Here is a 21,391-nt window from a genome sequence, read left to right on the forward strand (position 1 = left end):
AACAATCAATAGTTCAAAGTGGCTAATTTAGTATGTGTGGTCGTCTACTGTCAACAAAATAATACCTATTTTTTGGTTACATGTACTAACGACTATGGGTATGAAAGTTTGTATACTAAACGTGCAAATAGGAAGTCGTCCTTTATTTTTAGTAGTTTCCAAAAATAACTGCCAATACATCTGGATGATTGGGACACAATAGAATGCATGAGTATAGCCAATTTGATATAGAAAAAGAGGTTTTCCCATGGAAAATATAAATCGAGAAGAATTAAAGGACTTAGGATACAGTGAAGATATCCTACCAACTAAAGAAGAAGAGCGGAAATGGAGTATTGGTAACTTTGCAACAGTATGGATGGGCGCAGTTCATAACATTCCGAACTATATTGCGATTGGTGGACTGTTTGCATTAGGTCTCTCGGTTGGACAAGTATTCGGCGCAATCATCGTTGCTTCTATTGTTTTATCGGTAATGATGGTGTTAAACGGGCATGCGGGTTCAAAATACGGATTGCCGTTTTCCATGTTGGTTCGTCTATCTTATGGAACTAAGGGTGCGATAATTCCTGGCGTATTACGTGGGGTAATTGCAGGAATCATGTGGTTTGGATTTCAAACCTATGCAGGAAGCCAAGCCCTGTCCATTTTAATAAGTAAACTTTGGCCGACATATTTAACATTGGGTGGCGACTGGAATCTTTTAGGATTGTCATTGCCTGGGTTAATTTCATTCTTGATCTTCTGGTTATTTAACGTTGCATTAATTTACGGTGGTATGGAAGTATTAGGGAAGTTCACGAATATCCTTTCACCGCTTGTCTATATTGTTTTTGGTGGTATGGCGATTTGGGCCATTAATTTGGCTGGAGGCATTGGACCGATTCTCGCCTATACAGGCACCGGCGTTGAAGGCAATAAAGTAATCATCTTTGTGGCAGCCGTTACCGCGGTGTTAGCTGCTTGGGCTGCGCCGATGGTGAACGTGTCAGACTTCACAAGATTAGCCCGCTCAACGAAAGACCAAGCTATCGGTCAGACATTAGGCCTCGTTGTGACCTATCTTCTATTTGCGGTAGCAAGTATTTCGATTATTGTTGGATCTGAAATTGCATTCGGAACGCCGATTTGGAACGTTTTGGACGTTGTTGCTCGATTTGACGGCATGTTCGCCATTGGAATTTCAGTACTTACTCTCTGTTTAACAACATTATCTGTTAACGTCACAGGTAATATCGTTCCAGCAGGTTATCAGCTTGCTTCATTGTTCCCGAAAAAGCTTACATTCAAAACAGGTGCATTGGTAGCAGCGGTAATCGGGATACTTGTAATGCCTTGGAAGTTGATGGAGAACGCAACAAGTATCTTCCTGTTTTTGAACATCGTTGCTGGGCTGCTTGCACCAGTTGCAGGCGTCATGCTTGCACAGTATTTCGTTATCTCAAAAACGAACATCAACCTGAAGGAATTGTATTCAGGTGAAGGTAAATTCCCGCGTACCAAAAATGGTTTTAATGTGAATGCGATAGTCACTACAGTTGTTGCCGGCGTCATTTGTCTAATTGGTAACTTCGTACCGTTTTTCAAACCGCTTTACGATATCTCCTGGTTTGCAGGATTCATCTCAGCGTTCGTTCTCTATTGCATCCTTGAGATGTATAGTCAAAAAAGAGGTTAAACTTGAACGAAGTGGGGAATTTCAGAAAGAACATAGCTAAACCTTTGAACTTGTGTTGTATTTTGTCTATATAGACAAATTTTTATAAAATTACTTTCATAATTCTGAAAAGAGGTAATCACAATGACATTCGATTTGGTAATTAAAGGCGGAAACGTAGTTTTACGTGATGGAGTTTATAAAGTTGATATTGGGATCAGAGATGAAAAAATCACATGTATCGCAGAAACAATCACCGAAGACGCAAAAGAAGTAATTGACGCAACTGGTCAATACGTCATGCCAGGAATGATCGACACACATGTTCATATCAGTGAACCAGGACGTACAGAATGGGAAGGTTTCGAAACAGGCTCCAAATCATTAGCGGCAGGTGGAACAACAAGCTATGTTGAAATGCCATTGAACGCCCTACCAGCAACGACTAATAAAGCAGCGTTGGATCTTAAACTAGAAGCGGCTATTGATCAGAACTATGTAGATTACGCATTTTACGGCGGTCTTGTACCCGGAAACGTTGACAAGTTAAAAGAAATGGCTGATGGTGGCGTTCTTGCTTTCAAATGCTTCTTATCAGATATTACAAGTGATATTCCTGACGATTTTATCAACGTGGATGACTTCACATTATACAAAGGCATGCAAAAGTTAGCTGAGTTGGATCAAATTCTATGTATTCATGCAGAAAATGGAGCTGTACCTTCGGGATTGGCTAAGGAATTTGCAAGAGAAGGCAAAAATTCCGGAGTAGAATACGCAGAATCACGTCCAATCTTCACAGAAGTGGAAGCTGTACAACGTGCAATCCTTTTCGCTAAAGAGACTGGTTGTAAATTGCATCTTGTTCATATCAGTACTTCAGAGGCAATTCAGACAATCATACAAGCGAAAAGAGAAGGTGTAGATGTAACTGTTGAATCATGCCCTCACTACTTTGCTTTTACAGCTGAACAAGTGGATGAAATTGGTCCGAAGGCAAAATGCCAACCACCGATCAGAAAAGCAGAAGACCAAGCGAGATTATGGGATGAGCTTTTAGCTGGCAATATTGACTGGCTAACATCCGACCACTCCCCATGTACTGAAGACTTAAAACAAGGTACACTTTGGGAAGCTTGGGCGGAATTAGTGGAGCACAAAACAATGTAGACCTAATGTTTGACCTATCTGTTAAACAACGTGGCCTACCAGTTCATAAATTTGTTGAATTGATCGCAACGCATCCAGCTGAGCGCTTCAATATTCCACAAAAAGGTGAACTTGCTGTATCAAAGGATGCCGATATTATCTTAGTGGATCCGAATCAGTCATACACTGTGAAAAGGGAAGACCTCTACTATAAAAACAAACATAGTGCATATGAAGGTAGAAAAATCGACTGCCGTGTAACGAAAACCATTGTACGCGGACATGTTGTATTCGATTTGGAAAAAGGTATCCAAGGAGAGCCAATCGGAAAATTGATTTCCTCGAAATAAATAAAACAAAAATCCCCAATCCGATATGGTTGGGGATTTTTATTAACTATTTTCAACTTCATCTTCTTTCAAGATTGAGCCTATGACAAGTGCTACGCGAATTCGTAAAGAGTCGGAAGGATCTCGAAGTGAGCAGTTAAGCAGCTCTTCTGTTTTCTCAATCCGATATTTCACGGTATTACGGTGAACGAATAATTTCCTCGACGTTTCCGAAAACTCACATTGGGAATCCAGGTAAACCTGAATAGTTTTCACTAAATCCTGATCGTCCTTTGTTTTTGGATAAGCCAGTGATTTTAATGTGTTTTCGTAAAGTGCTTTTAAATCTTTCCGAGGTAACGTATTCAATAATTCTTTTAAGTCCCTTGTTTTATAATGTTTGATAAAACCTTTTAAGTTCTGGTCGTATCCAGTCAATATCGCCTCTACAGCTTCATCATAAGCTGTCGGCATATCTTTAAGGGGCTGTACAGAATGGCTGACACCGAAGGATAGTGTGAATTCACCTTTGAAATTTGCTTGAACATTTTCGATGAATTTCGTAATCGTATCAACTTCCTCTTCAGTGTATCTTGGAAATTGTAAAACCATGACGAAATACTTTCCTTTTGTGAATAAAGTTGCCTCTAAATTTGCATGAATAAGTTCATCTTCAAGTTGGTCGTAAACGCTATTATGCAGTTCTCCGACCTTTTTTTCGTATAACTGCAAGGTTTCGTATATATCGCCATCTGCATCAATCGTACAAATAACACAGACATTTTCCAAATCCTTTACCAATCCATAATAGTTTGCACGGCTTATAATTTCTTCATCAGATTGAATTTTCATTTCGATTAAATCTGCAAAAAAAGTTATTTTTCAATAGCCTTGAATTTTCTTCGATCGCCTGTTCTTTTATTATTGTGAAAGAAATAACATTGCCCGCTTGTTCAATTGCCATTTGAGAAGAAGGGTATGGCAATGTGAGTGAATCAAAAATGACAAGCATGCTTGGATATTGGCGCTTCGTTTGAACCGGGAAAGTGGAAATGGATTGTTGTTCATGAGATGGAATCGAAAAAGTGGTTCCCTTCCCGTGCAGAGGATAAGTCCTCTTTTACCTTTTCGATAATTTCCATTTCAATTTTTTTCATTGATTCTTTTAAGAAATGATGGCTTTGAGCGATCTTTTCGCCCCTATGATTCAATAGGAGAGCTGGGCGTGCCAAGGAATGACCCAGTCGTTCCAATAGTGCGGCTAAACTATAGCCTTTAATGAGCATATTAGAAAATTCTTTTTGAATATGAAGGGCATAATACAATTGTTCAGTTTCAGCGTCGTTTAAATAATTCAAGATGTGGCGAGAGACATCACCCAAGGTGTGATTTGTCGGTAAATCAATTATTGGAAATGCCAAATCGTCAGCAAGTAATCTTACTTCCGCTGGCAATTCGTTGAAGAAACGGTTGATCTTGATCACAAGTCCAGAACAATTCAAGTCATGCATTTGTTGAATTAACTCACAGAATTTCTCTGGATCATCTTTAAACGCATAACCAGTTGTAAGAAGAAGATGGTTATTAGACAAGAAGTTGATGACATCGGGTGTATCGGAGATATTAACGAATTGTACATTTCTCGTGAGCCCGCGATGACCTGCCAACACTATACCTTCTTTCATCCCTTCTAAAATTAATAAATCATTTATTGTTTTCATTTAGATACCTCTTTATAAAAAAGTTTTTCATAATGACAGAAATGAAAGTGTTGATATCATTTTACGTTAAAAGTGAACAAAAATCAAAGCATAAATTAGTCATGTTAAACAATGACATTAATTAAGAAAAGTTGTAGACTTGAATAGTTAGTGAAAAAATGTGGGAAGTCATAAAATGGATATTATCTTAATTCTGGGGTGAAAATATTGTATTATTCAATGGGTGAAAACACCGACCATACCGGACCATTTACATTGACTGCACTAGCAGCAAGTGGTGATATACATCAAATCCTGAATGAATGCCCAAAGGGACGTGTCCACAGTGTTTTTAACAGCAGTTTTAATTTGGCCTTTGGCGAACACCTTATCCATATCGGTGCACTTCCAAATGGATTATCACCATTCGGAATTGGTCTAAGCGAGGAAATTGCCCTGTTTCTTACAAAGCTTGCACATGCAAGCGAGGAAGTTTTTTGGGATGTTAGATCGCAGTCAATCATCTTTCCAAAAGGGCTTTGGCTTTCGCTCAATCAAGTGAATTGGGCGAATCATAAGGTGCAGCCGGTTGTATACCAGTTATCATATATAAAAACAAATGCTGCATTCGTTGCCGACAGGCTACTTCAAGACGATTGGCAAACGGGTCTCGGTGATAATGAAGAAGAAAAAAAGCAAATCATTCATTATCTATTAGATTCCTCAAACTCCCATGGGGATAGTATCATTTTCGGTAAACTATCAAGTTTGATGAAACTTGTACGCAATGAGGAAGATATCGAAGCTGAAGAAGTATTCGATTACTGGATCGGCAGAGGTCTTGGGCTCACCCCGAGTGGAGATGATGTCATTACAGGAATTTGCGCAGTCCTTTCTGCTTTTGAGGGGATTGATCAAACGTTTATCGGAAAACTTAAATCCTATTTGGATGACCGTGGTCGAAAACGTACAACGGATATCGCTTTAGAGTATCTTCTATATGCAACTGACAATAAGTTTCATTCACATCTTCAAGGGATATGTTCTGTTTTGAACCAACCAATGGGATCTGAATTAATTGAGGCTCTTGATGAATTGAAGAAAATCGGACATACATCTGGCGCCGACACATTGTTAGGCGTTTTAGTAGGTATTACCTCAGTTGTTATTCACAAAAAAGAAAGGTGATTGTTATCAAAGAGTTAGCTAAATCAAGTAACTGGATTTCGGGCTTACAATGGCTCTTTTTTATTTTTACAAATATAGTTGTTATCCCGATAACTGTCGGTGCTGCTTTTGAACTTTCGCAAGAGACAATTGTTAATATGCTGCAGTTGTCATTTGTCGTAACAGGTCTTGCGTGTATCATTCAAGCCTATTTTGGACATAAACGTGCCATTATGGAAGGTCAATCCGGACTTTGGTGGGGCGTCATTTTAACACTTGTAACAACAGCTGCGGCTCAAGGTATGCCTTTGTCTATACTTGGAGGCAGTTTAACGGTTGGAATAATCATTGTTGCGATTCTGACCTTTTTGATTGGCGTAACTGGGGTTGGACCACTTATCGCTAAATTATTTACACCAGCAGTAATGGGTGTATTTATGTTTTTATTCGGATGTCAATTAATCGGTATCTTTTTAAAGGAATGCTTGGTATCCCGTTCGGAAACCAATCCGGAGGTGCACATATCGATGTACCAGTTTCTTTACTTTCGATTGTGATTGCAACGTTGGTCATCGTGATTAGTGTGAAGGCCCCGACAAGCATCCGTCGATATGGGTTACTCATTGGAATTATCGTTGGATGGGTTATTTTCGCGCTTATCTTCAGGCCGGAAAGTGCCATCAGCGAAGCGACATCGTTTAAACTTGAATTATTCCCGTTAGGAAAGCCTGCATGGGATATGGGAATTATCATTACAACTGTCATAGCTGGTTTATTAAACGCGGCAAATACATTTGGTGCGTTAAAAGGTACGGAAAGTATGTATAAGGTGGAAACGACTAAATCCGAGTATAGAGCGTCGTTCACAATTACAGGTGTTTTCACTCTGATTGCAGGTATTTTTGGTCTTGTACCAAATTCACCTTACGTGTCATCGATTGGTTTCTTAAGTCAGACAGGAATTATAAATAGAATTCCGTTTGTTCTTGGTGGTCTTATGTTCCTTGTAATGGGACTTATCCCACCAATCGGCCACTTTTTCTCTCAACTTCCATTAAGCGTCGGTAGTGCAGCATTGTTTGTCTCCTATTTACTGCTCTTAAATTCTTCTTTTAATTTCTTTAAAAATGTTGAATTTAATACAGTCAATGTGTATCGTTCGGCAATTCCGCTGTTTGTCGGGATTGTTATTATGACGCTGCCTGCGACTTATTTCATCACGGTTCCAAGCATTATCCGTCCAGTACTAAGCAGCGGACTACTTGTGGGGATTATTCTTTCACTCCTATTGGAAAATCTTATCAAATGGGATAAATACGGTGTGGAAGATCAAGAAGAAATCGAGTTGTCCAATAAACAATAAAAAAAGATGGGGATAATGTAAAATTTTCCTCCATCTATTTTTGTATTTTGGCTTACTTTAAATGATCGTTTAAGAAGGTAAGTACTTCATTGAAAGCATTTTGCACAACGGGAAGTTCCCAGTCATTATCGAATTGGTGCTTGCCTTCAGGAATGGTAATCAGTTTTCCTTCGATTCCATTTTCCTGTAAACTTTCTGCAAAGAGGACGGCTTGTTCGTAAGGGACATCCTCATCATTTGTTCCGTGAAGGAGCAAGGTTGGTGGGTAATCAGCATGAATGTTGAAGAGTGGGGAGTACTTTTTGAGTTTGTCTTTTTCCAAAAACGGGATAAGTCCACTTAACTCCTCAATCCAAACACCGTGCTGCCTGGCATGCATATAAATAGCGTATCGTTTTTCGATTGGGCCAACGGAAATGATGTCCTTAGACAAAAGCATTTTTGCAAGTTCTCTTGGCACGTTTGTCATGCTTGTATAGTGCGGGCTTGGCTTCACCGCCCAATCCCCAGTAATATCCCCATACCCATAAAACGAAACGATTGTTCTTGGTTTGTTTGTCAAAGTTCCGGACAGAAGGGCAAGGTATCCACCAGCAGAGCTACCGATAACGGCAATTCTTTCCGAGTCATAGTCAAACTGGTTTACGCCCTCGTTTTTGACCCAGAATAGGGCATCATCAATATCATCTTTGATATCAGGTAATTTAGATTCCGGGGCCAATCGATAATCAATGGAAAAGATATTAAAACCGGCTTTATGAAAAAACTCTATCTGCGTTTGGTTAATATCTTCCCTGGAACCCCATATTAGACCGCCACCATGAATAAAGACAATGAGCGGTCGTGATTTCTCACTAACAGCATAGAAATCACCTTTAAGTTCAAAATTCTGTCCTTGTTTATATACAATAGTTGTTTTCAACACGATGTCACTCTTCTCTTTAATGGTATTAAATAAATCATATCAGTTTCATTTAAAGACGGAAAGGAATGCGTCAAATGGAATTAAAGATCAAAGATCTACTGGCCATGGAGCCAATGAAAAATGCGGAAATAATAGCAGGACAAGCTTTCAATGACAACGTAATCCAAGGCGTCACCATAATGGAAGGCCCCGACATAGCAGATTGGATAAAAGGCGGTGAAGTAATCTTAACAAGTCTATACTCGATAAGAAACTTTACCGAAAATGAACTAAAAGAATTCATCGGGAAATTGGCAGCAAAAAGAGTAAGTGCTCTGATAATTAAAAAGTTTAACCCAGAGTTTATCGAACAATTACTTGCAATTGGCAAGAAATATAGAATGCCCATTATCGAGCTTCCAAACAGCGTTCCATTCGTCGATGTGATGTATCCCATCATGGGAGAGCTTTTCAATAATCAGGTAATAAAGCTCCAATACTATAAAGAGATTCACGATCGTTTTACAGCTCTATCGCTTGCGGGTGAAGGATTAGAAAAGATTATCTACACACTCGAAGAGTTGATTGGAAATCCTGTCGCATTATTTGATCGGAATTTTAACCCGATTATTTCAACATATCCTAATCTCGAAAAGTTCCAAATGGTAGAGAAAGTTCACTTTTACGAACAGACCTCAGGGATTAAATATCCCCATTACCGGCAAATCGTAAAATACCCTGAACAGAAAAACATAGGGCATCAAATTGTTGTTCCGATTGATACTCTTAACCATAACAAAATGTATCTCCTAATCGGGGAAAATAATAACTCTTTAGGTGAACTTGATTTAATCGCTGTGGAAAATGCAGTAACCTCCTTATCTCTTGAATTAATGAAACAATTTGCAGTAGCAGAGGTTGAAAAGAAATATAAGAACGATTTGATTGAGGAATTGATAAGTGGAAGATTCCAATCGATGGAAGCTGTCTTTGAAAAAGCGAACGTTATCGGGTGGGATCTTACCGGTGCGTTTACGACAGTCCTGTTTAAGATAAATCGTAGTGAAGATGGCGTTATTAAACAGAAAAGCGGACTCTCCGACAGAAACCATTTTGTTGTGAGCGAAGCAATCCATCATTACTTGCCGAATGGCATTATATCAACTAAAAGCAACCTATTTATCATTCTCTGGAAAGTAGAGAAAATAAGCAAGAATGATAAGTCAGTAATAAATGAAATAAAGAAAATCGCACTATCCATCCAAACGTTAATAAAACGTCAAATTAAAGATATCGATGTTCAAGTTGGGATTGGAAATGCGATTGACGATATTTCAGGAATCCGAAAAAGTTACAGAGAAGCTCACGATGCATTGGATTTAGGTGCAACATTGAATGGATTAGCCTCGATAACGACATTTTCCGAATTAGGCATTTTTAGGCTGCTGCGGAATATTGAAGATGCATCTGCCTTAAAACAGTTTATTCCCCAGTCTCTTGGGGAATTACTAGGATATCAACAGGCGAATCATGCAGACTTACTGAATACATTGAAAATATTTTTAGAATGCAATCAAAACGCTGCGCAAACAGCCAAACAGCTATTTGTCCATTATAAGACTGTTGTATACCGTTTAGAGAGGATTAAAGAAATAACAGGCATGGATTTTGACGATTCTGAAGAAATGTTATCTGTAAGGGTTGGTCTTAAAATTCATGAATTGATACAACGTAAGAACTGAGAATATAGACTTTTCGAACTAAAGTGTTTTTTATCCTTATAGGATAAAAAAAACTAAAATCTTTATCCTCTTATGCCAAAGACTATTTCGGTTGTAATGACTACAATTAATAGTGGAGCTAATAGTCCATCCGTGAACGAAGATTAATTCGTGCATACTATCTGCATGAATTACAAACAATATTGAGCGTTATCTAATAATGCATTGAAAAAACATAGCGGAAAAGGGTGGTGAAATAGATTGAACGAAACACCGAAAGATATTATACAAAAACTGGATGTTTTAGCTGAAGAAACTGATAGTAAGCTTAAATGGCTATCAGGATTCGGTAAAGATTCGGAAGGTGGAGTTACTCGTTTACTCTATACAAAAGAATGGGTGGAAGGTCAGAACGCCTTAAAGGAATGGATGGAAAGCGAAGGCCTTGAAGCTCGATTTGATGAAGTCGGAAACTTATACGGAACATTAAAAGGTAAAAATACAGAAGAAACGATCTTGACCGGTTCCCATGTTGACACAGTGAAAAACGGTGGCCGTTTTGATGGTGCATATGGTGTTGTTGCCGGAATCATCGCATTGAAATATTTGAAAAAACATTTTGGTGAACCAGTAAGAAACATCGAAGTTGTTTCGATGGCAGAAGAAGAAGGAAGTCGTTTCCCTTATTCTTTCTGGGGTTCTAAAAATATAGTAGGAATCGCAAAACGTGAAGATGTTGAAATAATTAAAGATTTCAACGGCGTTCCGTTTGTCGAAGCGATGAGAAATGCAGGCTTTGACTTCAGAGACGAATCCAAAGGATCTCGCAAAGACTTGAAAGCTTTCGTAGAAGTCCATGTGGAACAGGGAAGCGTCCTTGAAACCGAAAAAATTGACATTGGTGTAGTGAACAATATTGTCGGTCAAAGAAGATATACGATCGAATTGACAGGCGAAGCAAACCATGCCGGCACGACGCCGATGGGTTACCGTAAAGACGCAATGTTTGCAGCGAGCCATATGATTCACGAAATTATTTCTATGGCTATTGAGATTGGCGATCCACTCGTAACGACAGTCGGAAAAGTTGAAGCTGTTCCAAATATCGTTAACGTAGTTCCAGGGAAGGCAATCTTTACAATCGACGTCCGCCATACGGATAAAGATGCGATTTTGTCCTTTACGGAAAAAATGACAGCAAGAATGCAGGAAATCTCAAAAGATCATGGTGTTGAGATGAACATCGATCTTTGGATGGACGAAGATCCAGTTCCAATGGATCAAAGAGTAGTTAATCTTATCGAGAAGCAATGTAAGGAAAATGGCTTTAATTATAAAGTGATGCATAGCGGAGCAGGACATGACTCACAGATTTATGCTCCTGTTGTCCCAACAGCAATGTTGTTTGTTCCAAGCTTGAAAGGAATCAGTCATAATCCAGCTGAATTTACTGAGCCTGCTGATTTGGCTGAGGGCGTCAAAGCGCTTATCGGTGCACTTTACGAATTAGGCTATAAAGAATAAGGAATTGTAGGTTAGGCGCAAGCCGAATCATTATATAGAGACGAAGGAGAATGTGAAGATGGGTTATCCAAAAGACTTATTATCAAGCAGATCTATTATTAAGCCAGGGCAATACGCTCTAATCGCTCCAGAAGGATTAGTGAATAATGTCATCCCTGGATTTGAAAATTGCCGAATCTCTATTTTGGGTTCACCGAAACTTGGCGCAAGCTTTGTAGACTATATGGTCACAATGCATGAAGGTGGCAAAAACAGCGAAGGTTACTGTGGAGAAGAAGACGTGCAATGCTTCGTTTACGTTATTAGTGGGAAAATTAAAGCAAAAGCGGACGATCAAGAATTCATTCTTGAAGAAAGCGGCTATTTATACTGCCCTCCTGGTGTGAAAATGTATTTGGAAAACATGGAGTCTGGCGATTCACGTCTATTCCTTTACAAACAAAAACACAATCCTCTTGCAAACGGCCGTAAGCCATGGGTCGTATCAGGTCATGCTAACGAAATCGAATATATGGACTATGATGACATGCATAACGTTCACCTGAAAGATCTATTGCCAATGGATCTTGAATTCGACATGAACTTCCATATTCTTTCATTTGATCCAGCAGCAAGCCACCCATTCGTTGAAACACATTACCAAGGCCATGGCGCATACTTATTATCTGGTGAAGGTATGTACAACCTTGACAATGAGTGGATCCCAGTTAAAAAAGGCGATTACATTTTTATGGCGCCATATGTGCATCAAGCAGCGTATGCGGTTGGTAGAGAACCGTTGACATATGTTTACTCCAAAGACTGCAATCGTGATGCATCACTATAATTTACAGACTAAAGAGGTGTCATGATGAGAGTTAGTAGAGATGAACTAAAAGATCTAATCAAAACAAAACTTCATAAGGCTGGTTTGAAAGAAGAGCATGCTGATGTAGCGGCAGACGTTCTAACGTTTGCGGACGAAAGAGGCATTCATTCCCACGGAGCAATTCGTGTGGAATACTACGCAGAGAGAATCGCTAAGGGCGGTATGAATGTTAACCCGGATTTTAAATTCGAAAAAACAGGCCCAGCAACTGGCGTATTTCATGGCGATGGTGGTAACGGCCATACAGCGGCTAAATTAGCTATGGACGAAGCCATCAAAATGGCAAAAGAAAGCGGAGTTGCCATCATTGGTGTTAAAGATATCTCTCATAGCGGAGCAATCTCTTATTTCACAAACCAAGCGGCAAGTGCAGATCTAATCGGATTCTCAGTTTGTCAATCGGATCCAATGGTTGTTCCTTTCGGAGGCGCAGAGCCTTACTACGGAACAAACCCAATCGCCTTTGCTGCACCAAGCAGTGATGGAAGAATGATTACATTGGATATGGCAACAACTGTACAAGCCTGGGGTAAAATTCTTCATGCACGTTCTAAGAATGAGTCAATCCCTAATACATGGGCAGTTGACGGCAATGGAGAACCAACGACAGATCCATTAAAAGTGAACGCGTTATTGCCAATTTCAGGTCCAAAAGGTTACGGATTGGCGATGATGGTAGACGTTCTTTCAGGAATCCTTCTTGGACTTCCATTTGGTAATAAAGTTTCCTCAATGTATGAAGATTTATCGGCATACCGGAAACTTGGTCAATTGCATATTGTCATTAATCCAGCATTCTTTACAGGTTTAACTAGTTTCAAAAATGACATCACACAATCGATGGAAGACTTGAATCAAATCAAACCTGCACCGGGCTTCTCAAAAGTTCTTTACCCAGGACAAAACAATGATGTTGTCATTGAGAACTATAAAGAGAACGGCATTGAAATTGTCGATGACATTTACGAGTATTTAAAATCTGATGTCATCCATAATAATCAATACGACCATAAAAATCCATTCGCTGAATAATATTCACTATTTGAGTAGATAACGGCTGAAAAACTTAATAGGGGTGTGTGGAGTGAGAGTTAGTAGTGAGCAATTGAATGAGTTAATTACAACAAAGTTGCATAAGGCAGGCTTGACAGAGGACCATGCTCGTGGAGTTGCAGACGTGCTTGTTCATGCGGATGCAAGAGGAGTCCACTCCCATGGAGCAATGAGAGTTGAGTATTATGCAGAGCGAATTGCTAAAGGTGGATTGAACGCAAATCCAAACTTCACATTTGAAAAGACAGGTCCTGCAACAGCTGTTTTTGATGGCGATAACGGTGTAGGTCATGTCGTTGCAAAGTTAGCAATGGACGAAGCGATACAAATGGCAAAAGAAAATGGAGTAGCGGTAGTCGGTGTAAAAAGAATCGGTCACAGTGGTGCACTTTCTTATTTCGTCCAACAAGCTGCAAATGAAAACTTAGTTGGTATTTCACTATGCCAATCTGACCCGATGGTCGTTCCTTTTGGTGGATCTGAGCCATATTACGGAACAAACCCGATTGCATTTGCGGCGCCAGGCAAAAACGGCCAACATATCACTTTCGATATGGCAACAACTGTTCAAGCTTGGGGTAAAGTTCTTCATGCTCGTTCAAAAAATGAATCCATTCCTGACACGTGGGCTGTTGATATCGAAGGAGAGCCTACAACCGACCCATTCAAAGTTAGTGCTTTAGTTCCGATTGCTGGACCGAAGGGTTATGGACTTATGATGATGGTAGACGTCTTATCTGGAATTCTGTTGGGACTTCCATTTGGAAACAAAGTTTCTTCAATGTACCATGATCTTACTGAGTACCGGAATCTTGGACAGCTACACATCGTTATTAATCCCGAATACTTTGGCGGATTAAGCACATTCCAAGAAGGCATTGCTACAACAATGCAGGACCTAAATAATATTAAACCTGCTCCAGGTTTCGATCACGTATCTTATCCTGGTCAAAGAAGTGCTGAACGTGAAAAGCAATACGCAGAAAACGGAATCGAAATCGTGGATGACATTTATGAATACCTAATTTCAGACGTTGTCCATAACAATGCATATGATCATAAAAGCCCTTTTGCAAAGTAAGGTTGAAATATAAAGGGTGGTCATGCCAAATGGCCACCCCTTTCCTGTGTCGATTTTTAAAAAACTAAAGAAAAAATAAACAAAGAGGTGCGTGAAAACATGTTATATACAATCGTCAAACAGAACTCCTACCAGGATTCAGTTAACCTAATGCTTCTCACAAACAAAATTTCAACAATGGACGGCATCATCAAAGTTCAAATCATGATGGGAACACCCAACAAGGATATCCTCAAGGCTGCAGGCCTTTTCACTGAAGAACTTGAAAGTGCTGCGTCCAACGATATGTGTATCGTTGTCGATACAGAACAAGAAGAGAAAATCCAAGAAGTACTCGACGAAGTGGATAACTATCTAAGCAACCAAGCAATTAGCGCTGGTAAAGAAGCTTTCGAAACAGTTAACTCATGGGATAAAGCTGTAAATGCACTACCTGATGCAAATATTGCTATCATCTCAACACCTGGCCAATATGCTGCTGAAGAAGCGGAAAAAGCACTTGACCGCGATATGCACGTCATGATTTTCAGTGACAACGTAACGACAGAAGATGAGCGCCGCATTAAAGAAAAAGCTCATGAAAAAGGTCTTCTTGTAATGGGTCCTGATGCAGGTACAGTAATCGTTTCCGGTGTTCCTTTAGCATTCGCAAACGTAGTGAAAACAGGAAAAATCGGTGTTATCGGAGCTTCTGGAACAGGTATCCAAGAAGTAACGACTGAAATCGACCGTTTAGGCGCAGGCGTTAGCCATGCAATTGGTACTGGTGGACGCGACCTTTCTGACAAGATCGGTGCAATCACAATGTTGGATGGCCTTAAAGCATTGGCGCAACATAATCAAACAGAAGTGATCACACTTGTTTCTAAGCCCCCTGCAAAAGAAGTTCGTGATGAAGTTGTACAATTGCTACACAGCATTTCTAAACCGGTTGTTGCGATTTTCCTTGGAGAAGAGCCACATAACCATGAAGGAAATGTGTACTATGCAAACACGCTTGAAGAAACAGCAGCAATTGCTGTCGATCTTGTAAAAGGCAATCCAATTAAACCAAATTACAACACGCTACATTCAGATGTGCCTGAAGTTGACTTGAAGTTAGAACAAAAAACGATCAAAGGTCTATATTCAGGCGGTACGCTTGGGTATGAAGCAGCTACGTTGATCAGCAGAGGCTTGAACCTTGGAGAAACTGACCATGGCCAAGCTGGTTACCTTCTAAATGCGGACGGTTTTGAAGTAATTGACCTTGGTGATGATATTTACACACAAGGAAAACCACATCCAATGATTGATCCAGATACAAGAATCCAATTCTTCCAAAAAGCTGCTCAAGACGAATCAACAGCAGTCATCCTATTTGACCTTGTTCTTGGCTATGGCGCACACGAAGATATGGCTGGCGCATTGCTTCCAGGCATCGAAAAAATCCAACAAGAAACAAAAGCAAATGGCAAAAACATTTACTTCGTTGCAACTGTTTGCGGTACGGATCAAGACCCACAAGGCATCGATGAGCAAAAGGCGAAACTAAAAGAAGCTGGAGTTATCATTCGTGATAGCAACAACCAAGCTACTCTTACTGCTTTAGCAATGCTTGGCATTCAAGTTGAAGAAGGAATAAAAGAAGTAACTCCAATGAAAGAAGCAGCTACAAATGCTGACTTTACTGTTTCAGAAGCAATCCAGAAACTATTGTCTGAAAAACCTAACGTTGTTAACGTTGGTTTGAAGAGCTTCACTAATTCGGTTACTGCAAACGGCGGCAGAGTTGTTCAATATGACTGGCGTCCAGTTGCTGGCGGAAACCCAAGACTACGCAAAATCTTAAGCCTTCTTAAATAATAAACAAAAGCGGAAGCGCCTGTTTAGGAGCGACAGGCATAAGACGACTTGGCGAAGAGGCGTCTTTTGCCTCACAGCCAAATCGGCTTATGACCCGAACTCATAGGCGCTGCAGCTAAATGGCTGAAGCTTTAAATAGGTAATCTTTATAGAAATATTGATTTTTCAGGAGGAAACCACAATGTACGGACAATTTAAAACAATTGATGAAGCAAACCGAGCGGTTATCGATAAAATTGTATCAAGCGCACCATTTTTAAATGATGTAGTGCCAGCGAAATCAGTTATTGAAGAATTAAACGGGAAAGTATTACTTCATGCTGGACCGCCTATCAAATGGAAAACATGACAAGCCCAATGCAAGGATCATGTATTGGTGCTACATTATTTGAAGGCTGGGCAACGAATGCTGATGATGCACGTACTATGCTTGAAAACGGCGAAATCGAATTTATTCCATGTCACCACGTAAACGCAGTAGGTCCGATGGGCGGAATCACATCCGGAAGCATGCCTGTTCTCGTTGCGGAAAATCGTGACGGCGGAAACCGTGCATACTGCACAATGAATGAAGGAATTGGTGCAGTACTTCGTTTCGGTGCTTACTCAGAGGAAGTAATTAACCGTCTAAACTGGTTCAGAGATGTTCTTGGACCAACACTATCTAAAGCTCTTAACATTAAAGGTGACGGCCTAAACGTCAACGTTATGATGGCGAAAGCAATTACAATGGGTGACGAATTCCACCAACGTAATATTGCGGGATCACTTATCTTCTTAAAAGAAATCGTTCCATACATCCTACAAACAGATGTAGATGAAAAAGACAAGCAAGACGTTATCCAATTCCTTGCTGACACAGATCAGTACTTCTTGAACATTGCTATGGCTTCCACAAAAGCAGTAATGGATTCGGCAAGACAAATCCAACATGGTACTGTTGTAACAGCAATGTGCCGTAACGGATATGAGTTCGGAATCCGTATCGCTGGTATGGGTGACCAATGGTTCACAGCACCGGTTAATACACCACAAGGTCTATTCTTCACAGGATACGATCAAGACATGGCTTGTAAAGACATGGGTGACAGTGCAATCACTGAAACATTTGGTGTTGGTGGATTTGCAATGATCGCTGCTCCTGGCGTAACACGCTTCGTAGGTGCTGGCGGTATGGATGATGCAGTTACGACAAGTAACGATATGATGGATATTTGTATCGATCACAACCCGAACTTCTCCATACCAACTTGGGATTTCAAAGGTTCTGCCCTTGGAATCGACGCTCGAAAAGTTGTTGAAACTGGAATCGAACCGATTATTAACACAGGTATCGCTCACAGAGAAGCTGGCGTTGGACAAATCGGTGCGGGTACTGTTCGTGCTCCATTGGCTGCATTTGAAAAAGCAATCGATGCATATGCAGTGAAACTTGGTTTAATCGAAGCAGAATAATGAAATTGATTTGGAGAGGAAATGGATTTTTTTTCTTGTTCCTCTCCACTTTTCTGTTATATACTTTGTTGAAATGATTTTTAAGGGTAAAGGAGAGATATTGATGAGTAAAAAAATCGTTTTAGCTATCGGCGGAAACGCGATTATTAAAGAAGGTCAAAAAGGTACGCTTGAAGAGCAAATCCAAAACATTGGTGAAAGTAGCGGTCCAGTTCTTGACTTAATCGAACAAGGCAATACAGTTGTCATCACTCACGGAAATGGCCCGCAAGTTGGGAATACGTTAATTAAAAACCAAATGGCGGAATCTGTTGTTCCAGCTTATCCTTTAGATGTATTGGATGCTGAAACACAAGGTAACCTTGGTTATTTGATCCAGCAAGAATTCAAGAACAAAATGGTTGAACGTGGCATTAACAGACCGATTGCAACAATTGTTACGCAATCCGTTGTTTCTAAAGAGGATCCAGCATTCGCGACTCCGACGAAACCAATTGGTCCATTCTACACACAAGAAGAATTAGACAAAATTCTTGAGACAGAGAAAATTTCATACATTGAAGATAGCGGTAGAGGGTACAGACGCGTTGTCGCATCTCCAAAACCGGTTAGAATCGTTGAGAAGAAGCTATTGAAGCACTTCTTGACAAGGAAATTACTGTTATTACAGCTGGCGGCGGCGGAATCCCTGTCACTGAAGAAAACGGTATTCTAAAAGGTACAGATGCTGTTATCGATAAAGACTTCGCAAGTGCATTACTTGCAGCGGAAGTAAAAGCAGATTACCTATTCATCTTAACGGGTGTTGAACAAGTGGCGATCCACTTCGGAACTCCACAACAACAAAACTTGCTTGAAATGACAGTTGAAGAAGCACTTCGTTATATGGAAGAAGGCCACTTCCCGAAAGGAAGCATGGGTCCAAAAATCGAAGCAGCGATTATGTTCTTAGAAAAAGGCGGCAAAAACGTCGTCATTACTTCAATCGACAAGCTAAAAGATGCTCTTGAAGGAAAAACGGGTACACGAGTAACACTATAATCATAAAATGAGACAGCCCAGAAAGTCAGTGAAATCACTGATTTTCTGGGCTGTTTTTTGATTTAAATGGCAGGATTGAAGGATTTATTGAAAAGTATACGATTAGACCAGTAGGATTGTCCATCTCAGATTGTAAAGGCTACATATCTTGGTACAGAGAGCGCTCTCAAAAATAAAAAGAAAGAGGTTACAATATGGGGTTACTTATACCAAAAATTGCTGCGACGAAAACAGCTAATTCTGTCGTTTTAAACGAAGTAATCGTCTACGATTGGTCAATTGTTAAAACAGCTACACCAGAAAATATTACGTTTAACTTCTTTGCATCTGATACAATACCCGTTCATTACCGAATTACTGCAGATAGATTTGTACAAAGTGAAACAAGAACGTATACAGTATCCGGCTCTGTCTGTGTTTCGAATTATGGAAATGCAACGACTACTGGTTTGGAAATTTTGGATGAAATTCAGTTCCGAGCCGCGCCTGACCTCGATTTCACGACAATTGCTGGACCATTCCCATTAACAGGTTTGCATGAATTAGCCCCTGGGGAAATTGCTTGTTTCCCATATGAAATATCATTTTCAGATCATGGTCCTGGGGAGTACCGTAATGTCGCAGTCGTAAGCATTGATGAAAGAGAGTTTCCACTTGTCGTGACTGCGCCTATTAATGTCACAACTCCAACATGTACAAACTTAACAGAAATTGATGAAAGAGCCACGATCGAATCTGATCAAATCATTGAACAACCGGGTGGATTCCTACCAGGATTCTTCGATGTTTCTGGGCCAATTGGGATTTCCTTCCCGATTTTACTGGATCCAACGGACACGCCACAGGTGTTTAACTATACAAGAAATATTTTCAAAGGAATACTCACATTTGTAGAAGGAGATGTCGTAAACCGAGTAACATTGGTTGAAGACGATTCCGGAGAAATTCGTCAGACGACAGCTACGGTCCATCTAAATACTATCTTCTTTGGACTAACCGAAGCGTTACCTGTCAACATTGCTGGAAGAGCAATTAATACAGTTGAAGAATTAGTGGAGTTCAGTAAAAATGCAACTGAAGAACAACGTCAGAACCTCATGGATATAGTAAACCGAAAGGCATAATCTAGGACAACGCGCGCGGTTGATATACATTGCAAAAACGGGTCCTCATAAAGGACTCGTTTTTGTATGTTTTTGGTAAAATGAGTATAACTCCACATCCTTAATCCAAACTTCTGCATTTTCTCCATTTCGATCTGCCTTCCATAGATCTCCATGGCCCTCCACCAAATCACTTTGTCTTAGCCAAGTGATTTTATCAATGGAAGTTAAAAACTGTGGTTGATAATCCCCTTTATTCTTATGAGGATTTGTCAGTTTGATTTGACGTTCATCAGTCAAAGAAACTAAATATAAAACTGGTTTTGGTCGTTTTTTTGGGTCATTGGACCACTCTGTTTCCTGAACCCTTGAGACAATAAGTGAATTGTCATCAACCCATGTGAAGCCCATTTCCGCATAATTTTCAGGTGTAAGATTAACGGTTGAATCCATGGGAATCTCTGTTACTTTCATATCCTTATTTTTAAATCCAAAGACAATCCGTCCTCCGCCTGCGATATAGCCAAGAAGATTCTTGGTATATGCCCATTTGGGAGTAAACTCCAAAATTACCTCATCTATCACTTCAAAATCTTTCCCGTCTGAAGAAATCAATGCAAGCATGTCACTGTCCATAGACCAGGATGCAGTAGGAGAAATAACAAATGAAATCCATTTTCCATCTGGGGAATAAGTAAGTTTTTCCGCCCCGATAGAAATGACACTCACATCACCTTTTCGTACTTCTTTCGGGACCACAAACAATTTCTTTCCATGGTCCATTAAATCAGGAATGTTCCTATAGCCATTTTCAATTGAGATCGTATAAAGGATCGTATGGGTCCATCCATCAGGACGAAGAGATGCACCGGAAGAAGCGATAAAACCTTTTCCATCAGGCTGCCATGTGTAATCATCCACCCCTAATGCAATATTATAGAAGTTTTTCAAATCGGAAATATTCAAAACACCCCCCGCATTGAAGGCGACAATATTCTCAATAGGCGACCATTGAGGATTATTACCGTTGTAGAAAATTTTTTGATGCTTTTTAGTTACGACATCATATACCCATAATTCATTTGACGTTTTATCGGGATCATCAGGGGAATCAGTCACAAGTTTTTGATAAAGCAACATTTTACTGTCATGCGACCATTCCGGTGGAGAAGGATAGATTGCCTTCTCCTCAGTTATTTTTTCTTCCTCGCCGTTTGTTTTAACAAAAAGAAAGCCATCGCGCGTAAAAGCTACTTTTACCTGATCAGTGTCTGTATTTGCATGGGAAATAGGTGGTATCAGAAGAAATAAAACAACCAGTAATTGAAATAACTTCACAATTATCAACACCTTTCGTTTAATAGGTTCTCCGTTAACTAACAAAGTAAGCGTGTGAAAAACTGGCAAGTATCACAAATAGCGTGCTCCTTT

At 39.9% G+C, this 21,391-nt stretch carries 17 protein-coding genes and 2 pseudogenes; 15 read left to right on the forward strand and 4 right to left on the reverse strand.

Annotation, left to right across the window (positions count from 1 at the left end; all coding sequences use genetic code 11):
- Positions 1–247 precede the first annotated feature (247 nt).
- The 3 genes from allW (at position 248) to QNH10_RS20540 (ending at position 3,156) form a co-directional block, all read left to right on the forward strand.
- Positions 248–1,678, forward strand: a complete 1,431-nt coding sequence (gene allW, locus QNH10_RS06925) for an allantoin permease (protein ID WP_283734025.1) — start codon at positions 248–250, stop codon at positions 1,676–1,678.
- A gap of 123 nt (positions 1,679–1,801) precedes the next feature.
- Positions 1,802–2,827: an allantoinase AllB gene (allB, locus tag QNH10_RS06930; protein WP_347178011.1), complete on the forward strand. Its 1,026-nt coding sequence runs from the start codon at positions 1,802–1,804 to the stop codon at positions 2,825–2,827.
- Complete coding sequence (locus tag QNH10_RS20540) at positions 2,794–3,156, forward strand: amidohydrolase family protein (protein WP_347178012.1); 363 nt, start codon at positions 2,794–2,796, stop codon at positions 3,154–3,156. Before allB ends, QNH10_RS20540 begins: the two co-directional genes overlap by 34 nt.
- A gap of 42 nt (positions 3,157–3,198) precedes the next feature.
- Here QNH10_RS20540 and QNH10_RS06935 read toward each other — a convergent pair whose 3' ends face one another.
- Entirely contained in the window at positions 3,199–3,987 is a 789-nt protein-coding gene (locus QNH10_RS06935; protein ID WP_283734026.1) for a PucR family transcriptional regulator, read from the reverse strand.
- Positions 3,988–4,199: 212 nt separating this feature from the next.
- Positions 4,200–4,856 carry a PucR family transcriptional regulator ligand-binding domain-containing protein gene (locus QNH10_RS06940; RefSeq protein WP_283734027.1) on the reverse strand — a complete coding sequence of 219 codons (657 nt, stop codon included), beginning with the start codon at positions 4,854–4,856 and terminating at the stop codon, positions 4,200–4,202.
- Positions 4,857–5,063: 207 nt separating this feature from the next.
- Here QNH10_RS06940 and QNH10_RS06945 point away from each other — a divergent pair, with 207 nt between their 5' ends.
- Together QNH10_RS06945 and QNH10_RS06950 are read left to right on the forward strand one after the other, a co-directional pair.
- Positions 5,064–6,023, forward strand: coding sequence for an oxamate carbamoyltransferase subunit AllH family protein (locus tag QNH10_RS06945; RefSeq protein ID WP_283734028.1), 960 nt, complete (start codon positions 5,064–5,066; stop codon positions 6,021–6,023).
- 49 nt (positions 6,024–6,072) lie between these two features.
- Positions 6,073–7,365 (forward strand): annotated as a pseudogene (locus tag QNH10_RS06950) (uracil/xanthine transporter); the annotation flags it as partial.
- Positions 7,366–7,417: 52 nt separating this feature from the next.
- Here QNH10_RS06950 and QNH10_RS06955 read toward each other — a convergent pair.
- Positions 7,418–8,287 carry an alpha/beta hydrolase gene (locus QNH10_RS06955; protein ID WP_283734029.1) on the reverse strand — a complete coding sequence of 290 codons (870 nt, stop codon included), beginning with the start codon at positions 8,285–8,287 and terminating at the stop codon, positions 7,418–7,420.
- A 77-nt stretch (positions 8,288–8,364) separates the two neighbouring features.
- Here QNH10_RS06955 and QNH10_RS06960 point away from each other — a divergent pair, with 77 nt between their 5' ends.
- The 10 genes and pseudogenes from QNH10_RS06960 to QNH10_RS07005 all read left to right on the forward strand — a co-directional run bounded on the left by QNH10_RS06960 (position 8,365) and on the right by QNH10_RS07005 (position 19,981).
- Positions 8,365–10,011: a PucR family transcriptional regulator gene (locus tag QNH10_RS06960; RefSeq protein ID WP_283734030.1), complete on the forward strand. Its 1,647-nt coding sequence runs from the start codon at positions 8,365–8,367 to the stop codon at positions 10,009–10,011.
- 273 nt (positions 10,012–10,284) lie between these two features.
- The gene (allC, locus tag QNH10_RS06965; RefSeq protein WP_283734581.1) at positions 10,285–11,514 is read left to right on the forward strand and encodes an allantoate deiminase; all 1,230 of its coding nucleotides are present in this window, start codon (positions 10,285–10,287) and stop codon (positions 11,512–11,514) included.
- A 58-nt stretch (positions 11,515–11,572) separates the two neighbouring features.
- Positions 11,573–12,340, forward strand: a complete 768-nt coding sequence (gene allE / locus QNH10_RS06970) for a (S)-ureidoglycine aminohydrolase (RefSeq protein ID WP_283734031.1) — start codon at positions 11,573–11,575, stop codon at positions 12,338–12,340.
- A gap of 24 nt (positions 12,341–12,364) precedes the next feature.
- Entirely contained in the window at positions 12,365–13,414 is a 1,050-nt protein-coding gene (gene allD, locus QNH10_RS06975; RefSeq protein ID WP_283734582.1) for an ureidoglycolate dehydrogenase, read from the forward strand.
- 52 nt (positions 13,415–13,466) lie between these two features.
- A complete protein-coding gene (gene allD / locus QNH10_RS06980; protein WP_283734032.1) occupies positions 13,467–14,516 on the forward strand; it encodes an ureidoglycolate dehydrogenase in 1,050 nt (349 codons plus the stop codon).
- 99 nt (positions 14,517–14,615) lie between these two features.
- A complete protein-coding gene (gene fdrA / locus QNH10_RS06985; protein ID WP_283734033.1) occupies positions 14,616–16,361 on the forward strand; it encodes an acyl-CoA synthetase FdrA in 1,746 nt (581 codons plus the stop codon).
- A 181-nt stretch (positions 16,362–16,542) separates the two neighbouring features.
- Positions 16,543–17,816, forward strand: a pseudogene (locus QNH10_RS06990) (YlbE family protein).
- 103 nt (positions 17,817–17,919) lie between these two features.
- Positions 17,920–18,531 carry an amino acid kinase family protein gene (locus QNH10_RS06995; protein ID WP_283734034.1) on the forward strand — a complete coding sequence of 204 codons (612 nt, stop codon included), beginning with the start codon at positions 17,920–17,922 and terminating at the stop codon, positions 18,529–18,531.
- A complete protein-coding gene (locus QNH10_RS07000; protein WP_283734583.1) occupies positions 18,501–18,857 on the forward strand; it encodes an amino acid kinase family protein in 357 nt (118 codons plus the stop codon). Before QNH10_RS06995 ends, QNH10_RS07000 begins: the two co-directional genes overlap by 31 nt.
- Before the next feature lie 194 nt (positions 18,858–19,051).
- Positions 19,052–19,981, forward strand: coding sequence for a hypothetical protein (locus QNH10_RS07005; protein ID WP_283734035.1), 930 nt, complete (start codon positions 19,052–19,054; stop codon positions 19,979–19,981).
- Positions 19,982–20,026: 45 nt separating this feature from the next.
- On the opposite strand, the gene QNH10_RS07010 is transcribed toward QNH10_RS07005, so the two are convergent.
- Positions 20,027–21,298 carry a TolB domain-containing protein gene (locus QNH10_RS07010; protein ID WP_283734036.1) on the reverse strand — a complete coding sequence of 424 codons (1,272 nt, stop codon included), beginning with the start codon at positions 21,296–21,298 and terminating at the stop codon, positions 20,027–20,029.
- Between the last annotated feature and the right edge of the window lie 93 nt (positions 21,299–21,391).

The organism is Sporosarcina thermotolerans (assembly GCF_030067815.1).
Lineage (GTDB): Bacteria > Bacillota > Bacilli > Bacillales_A > Planococcaceae > Sporosarcina > Sporosarcina thermotolerans.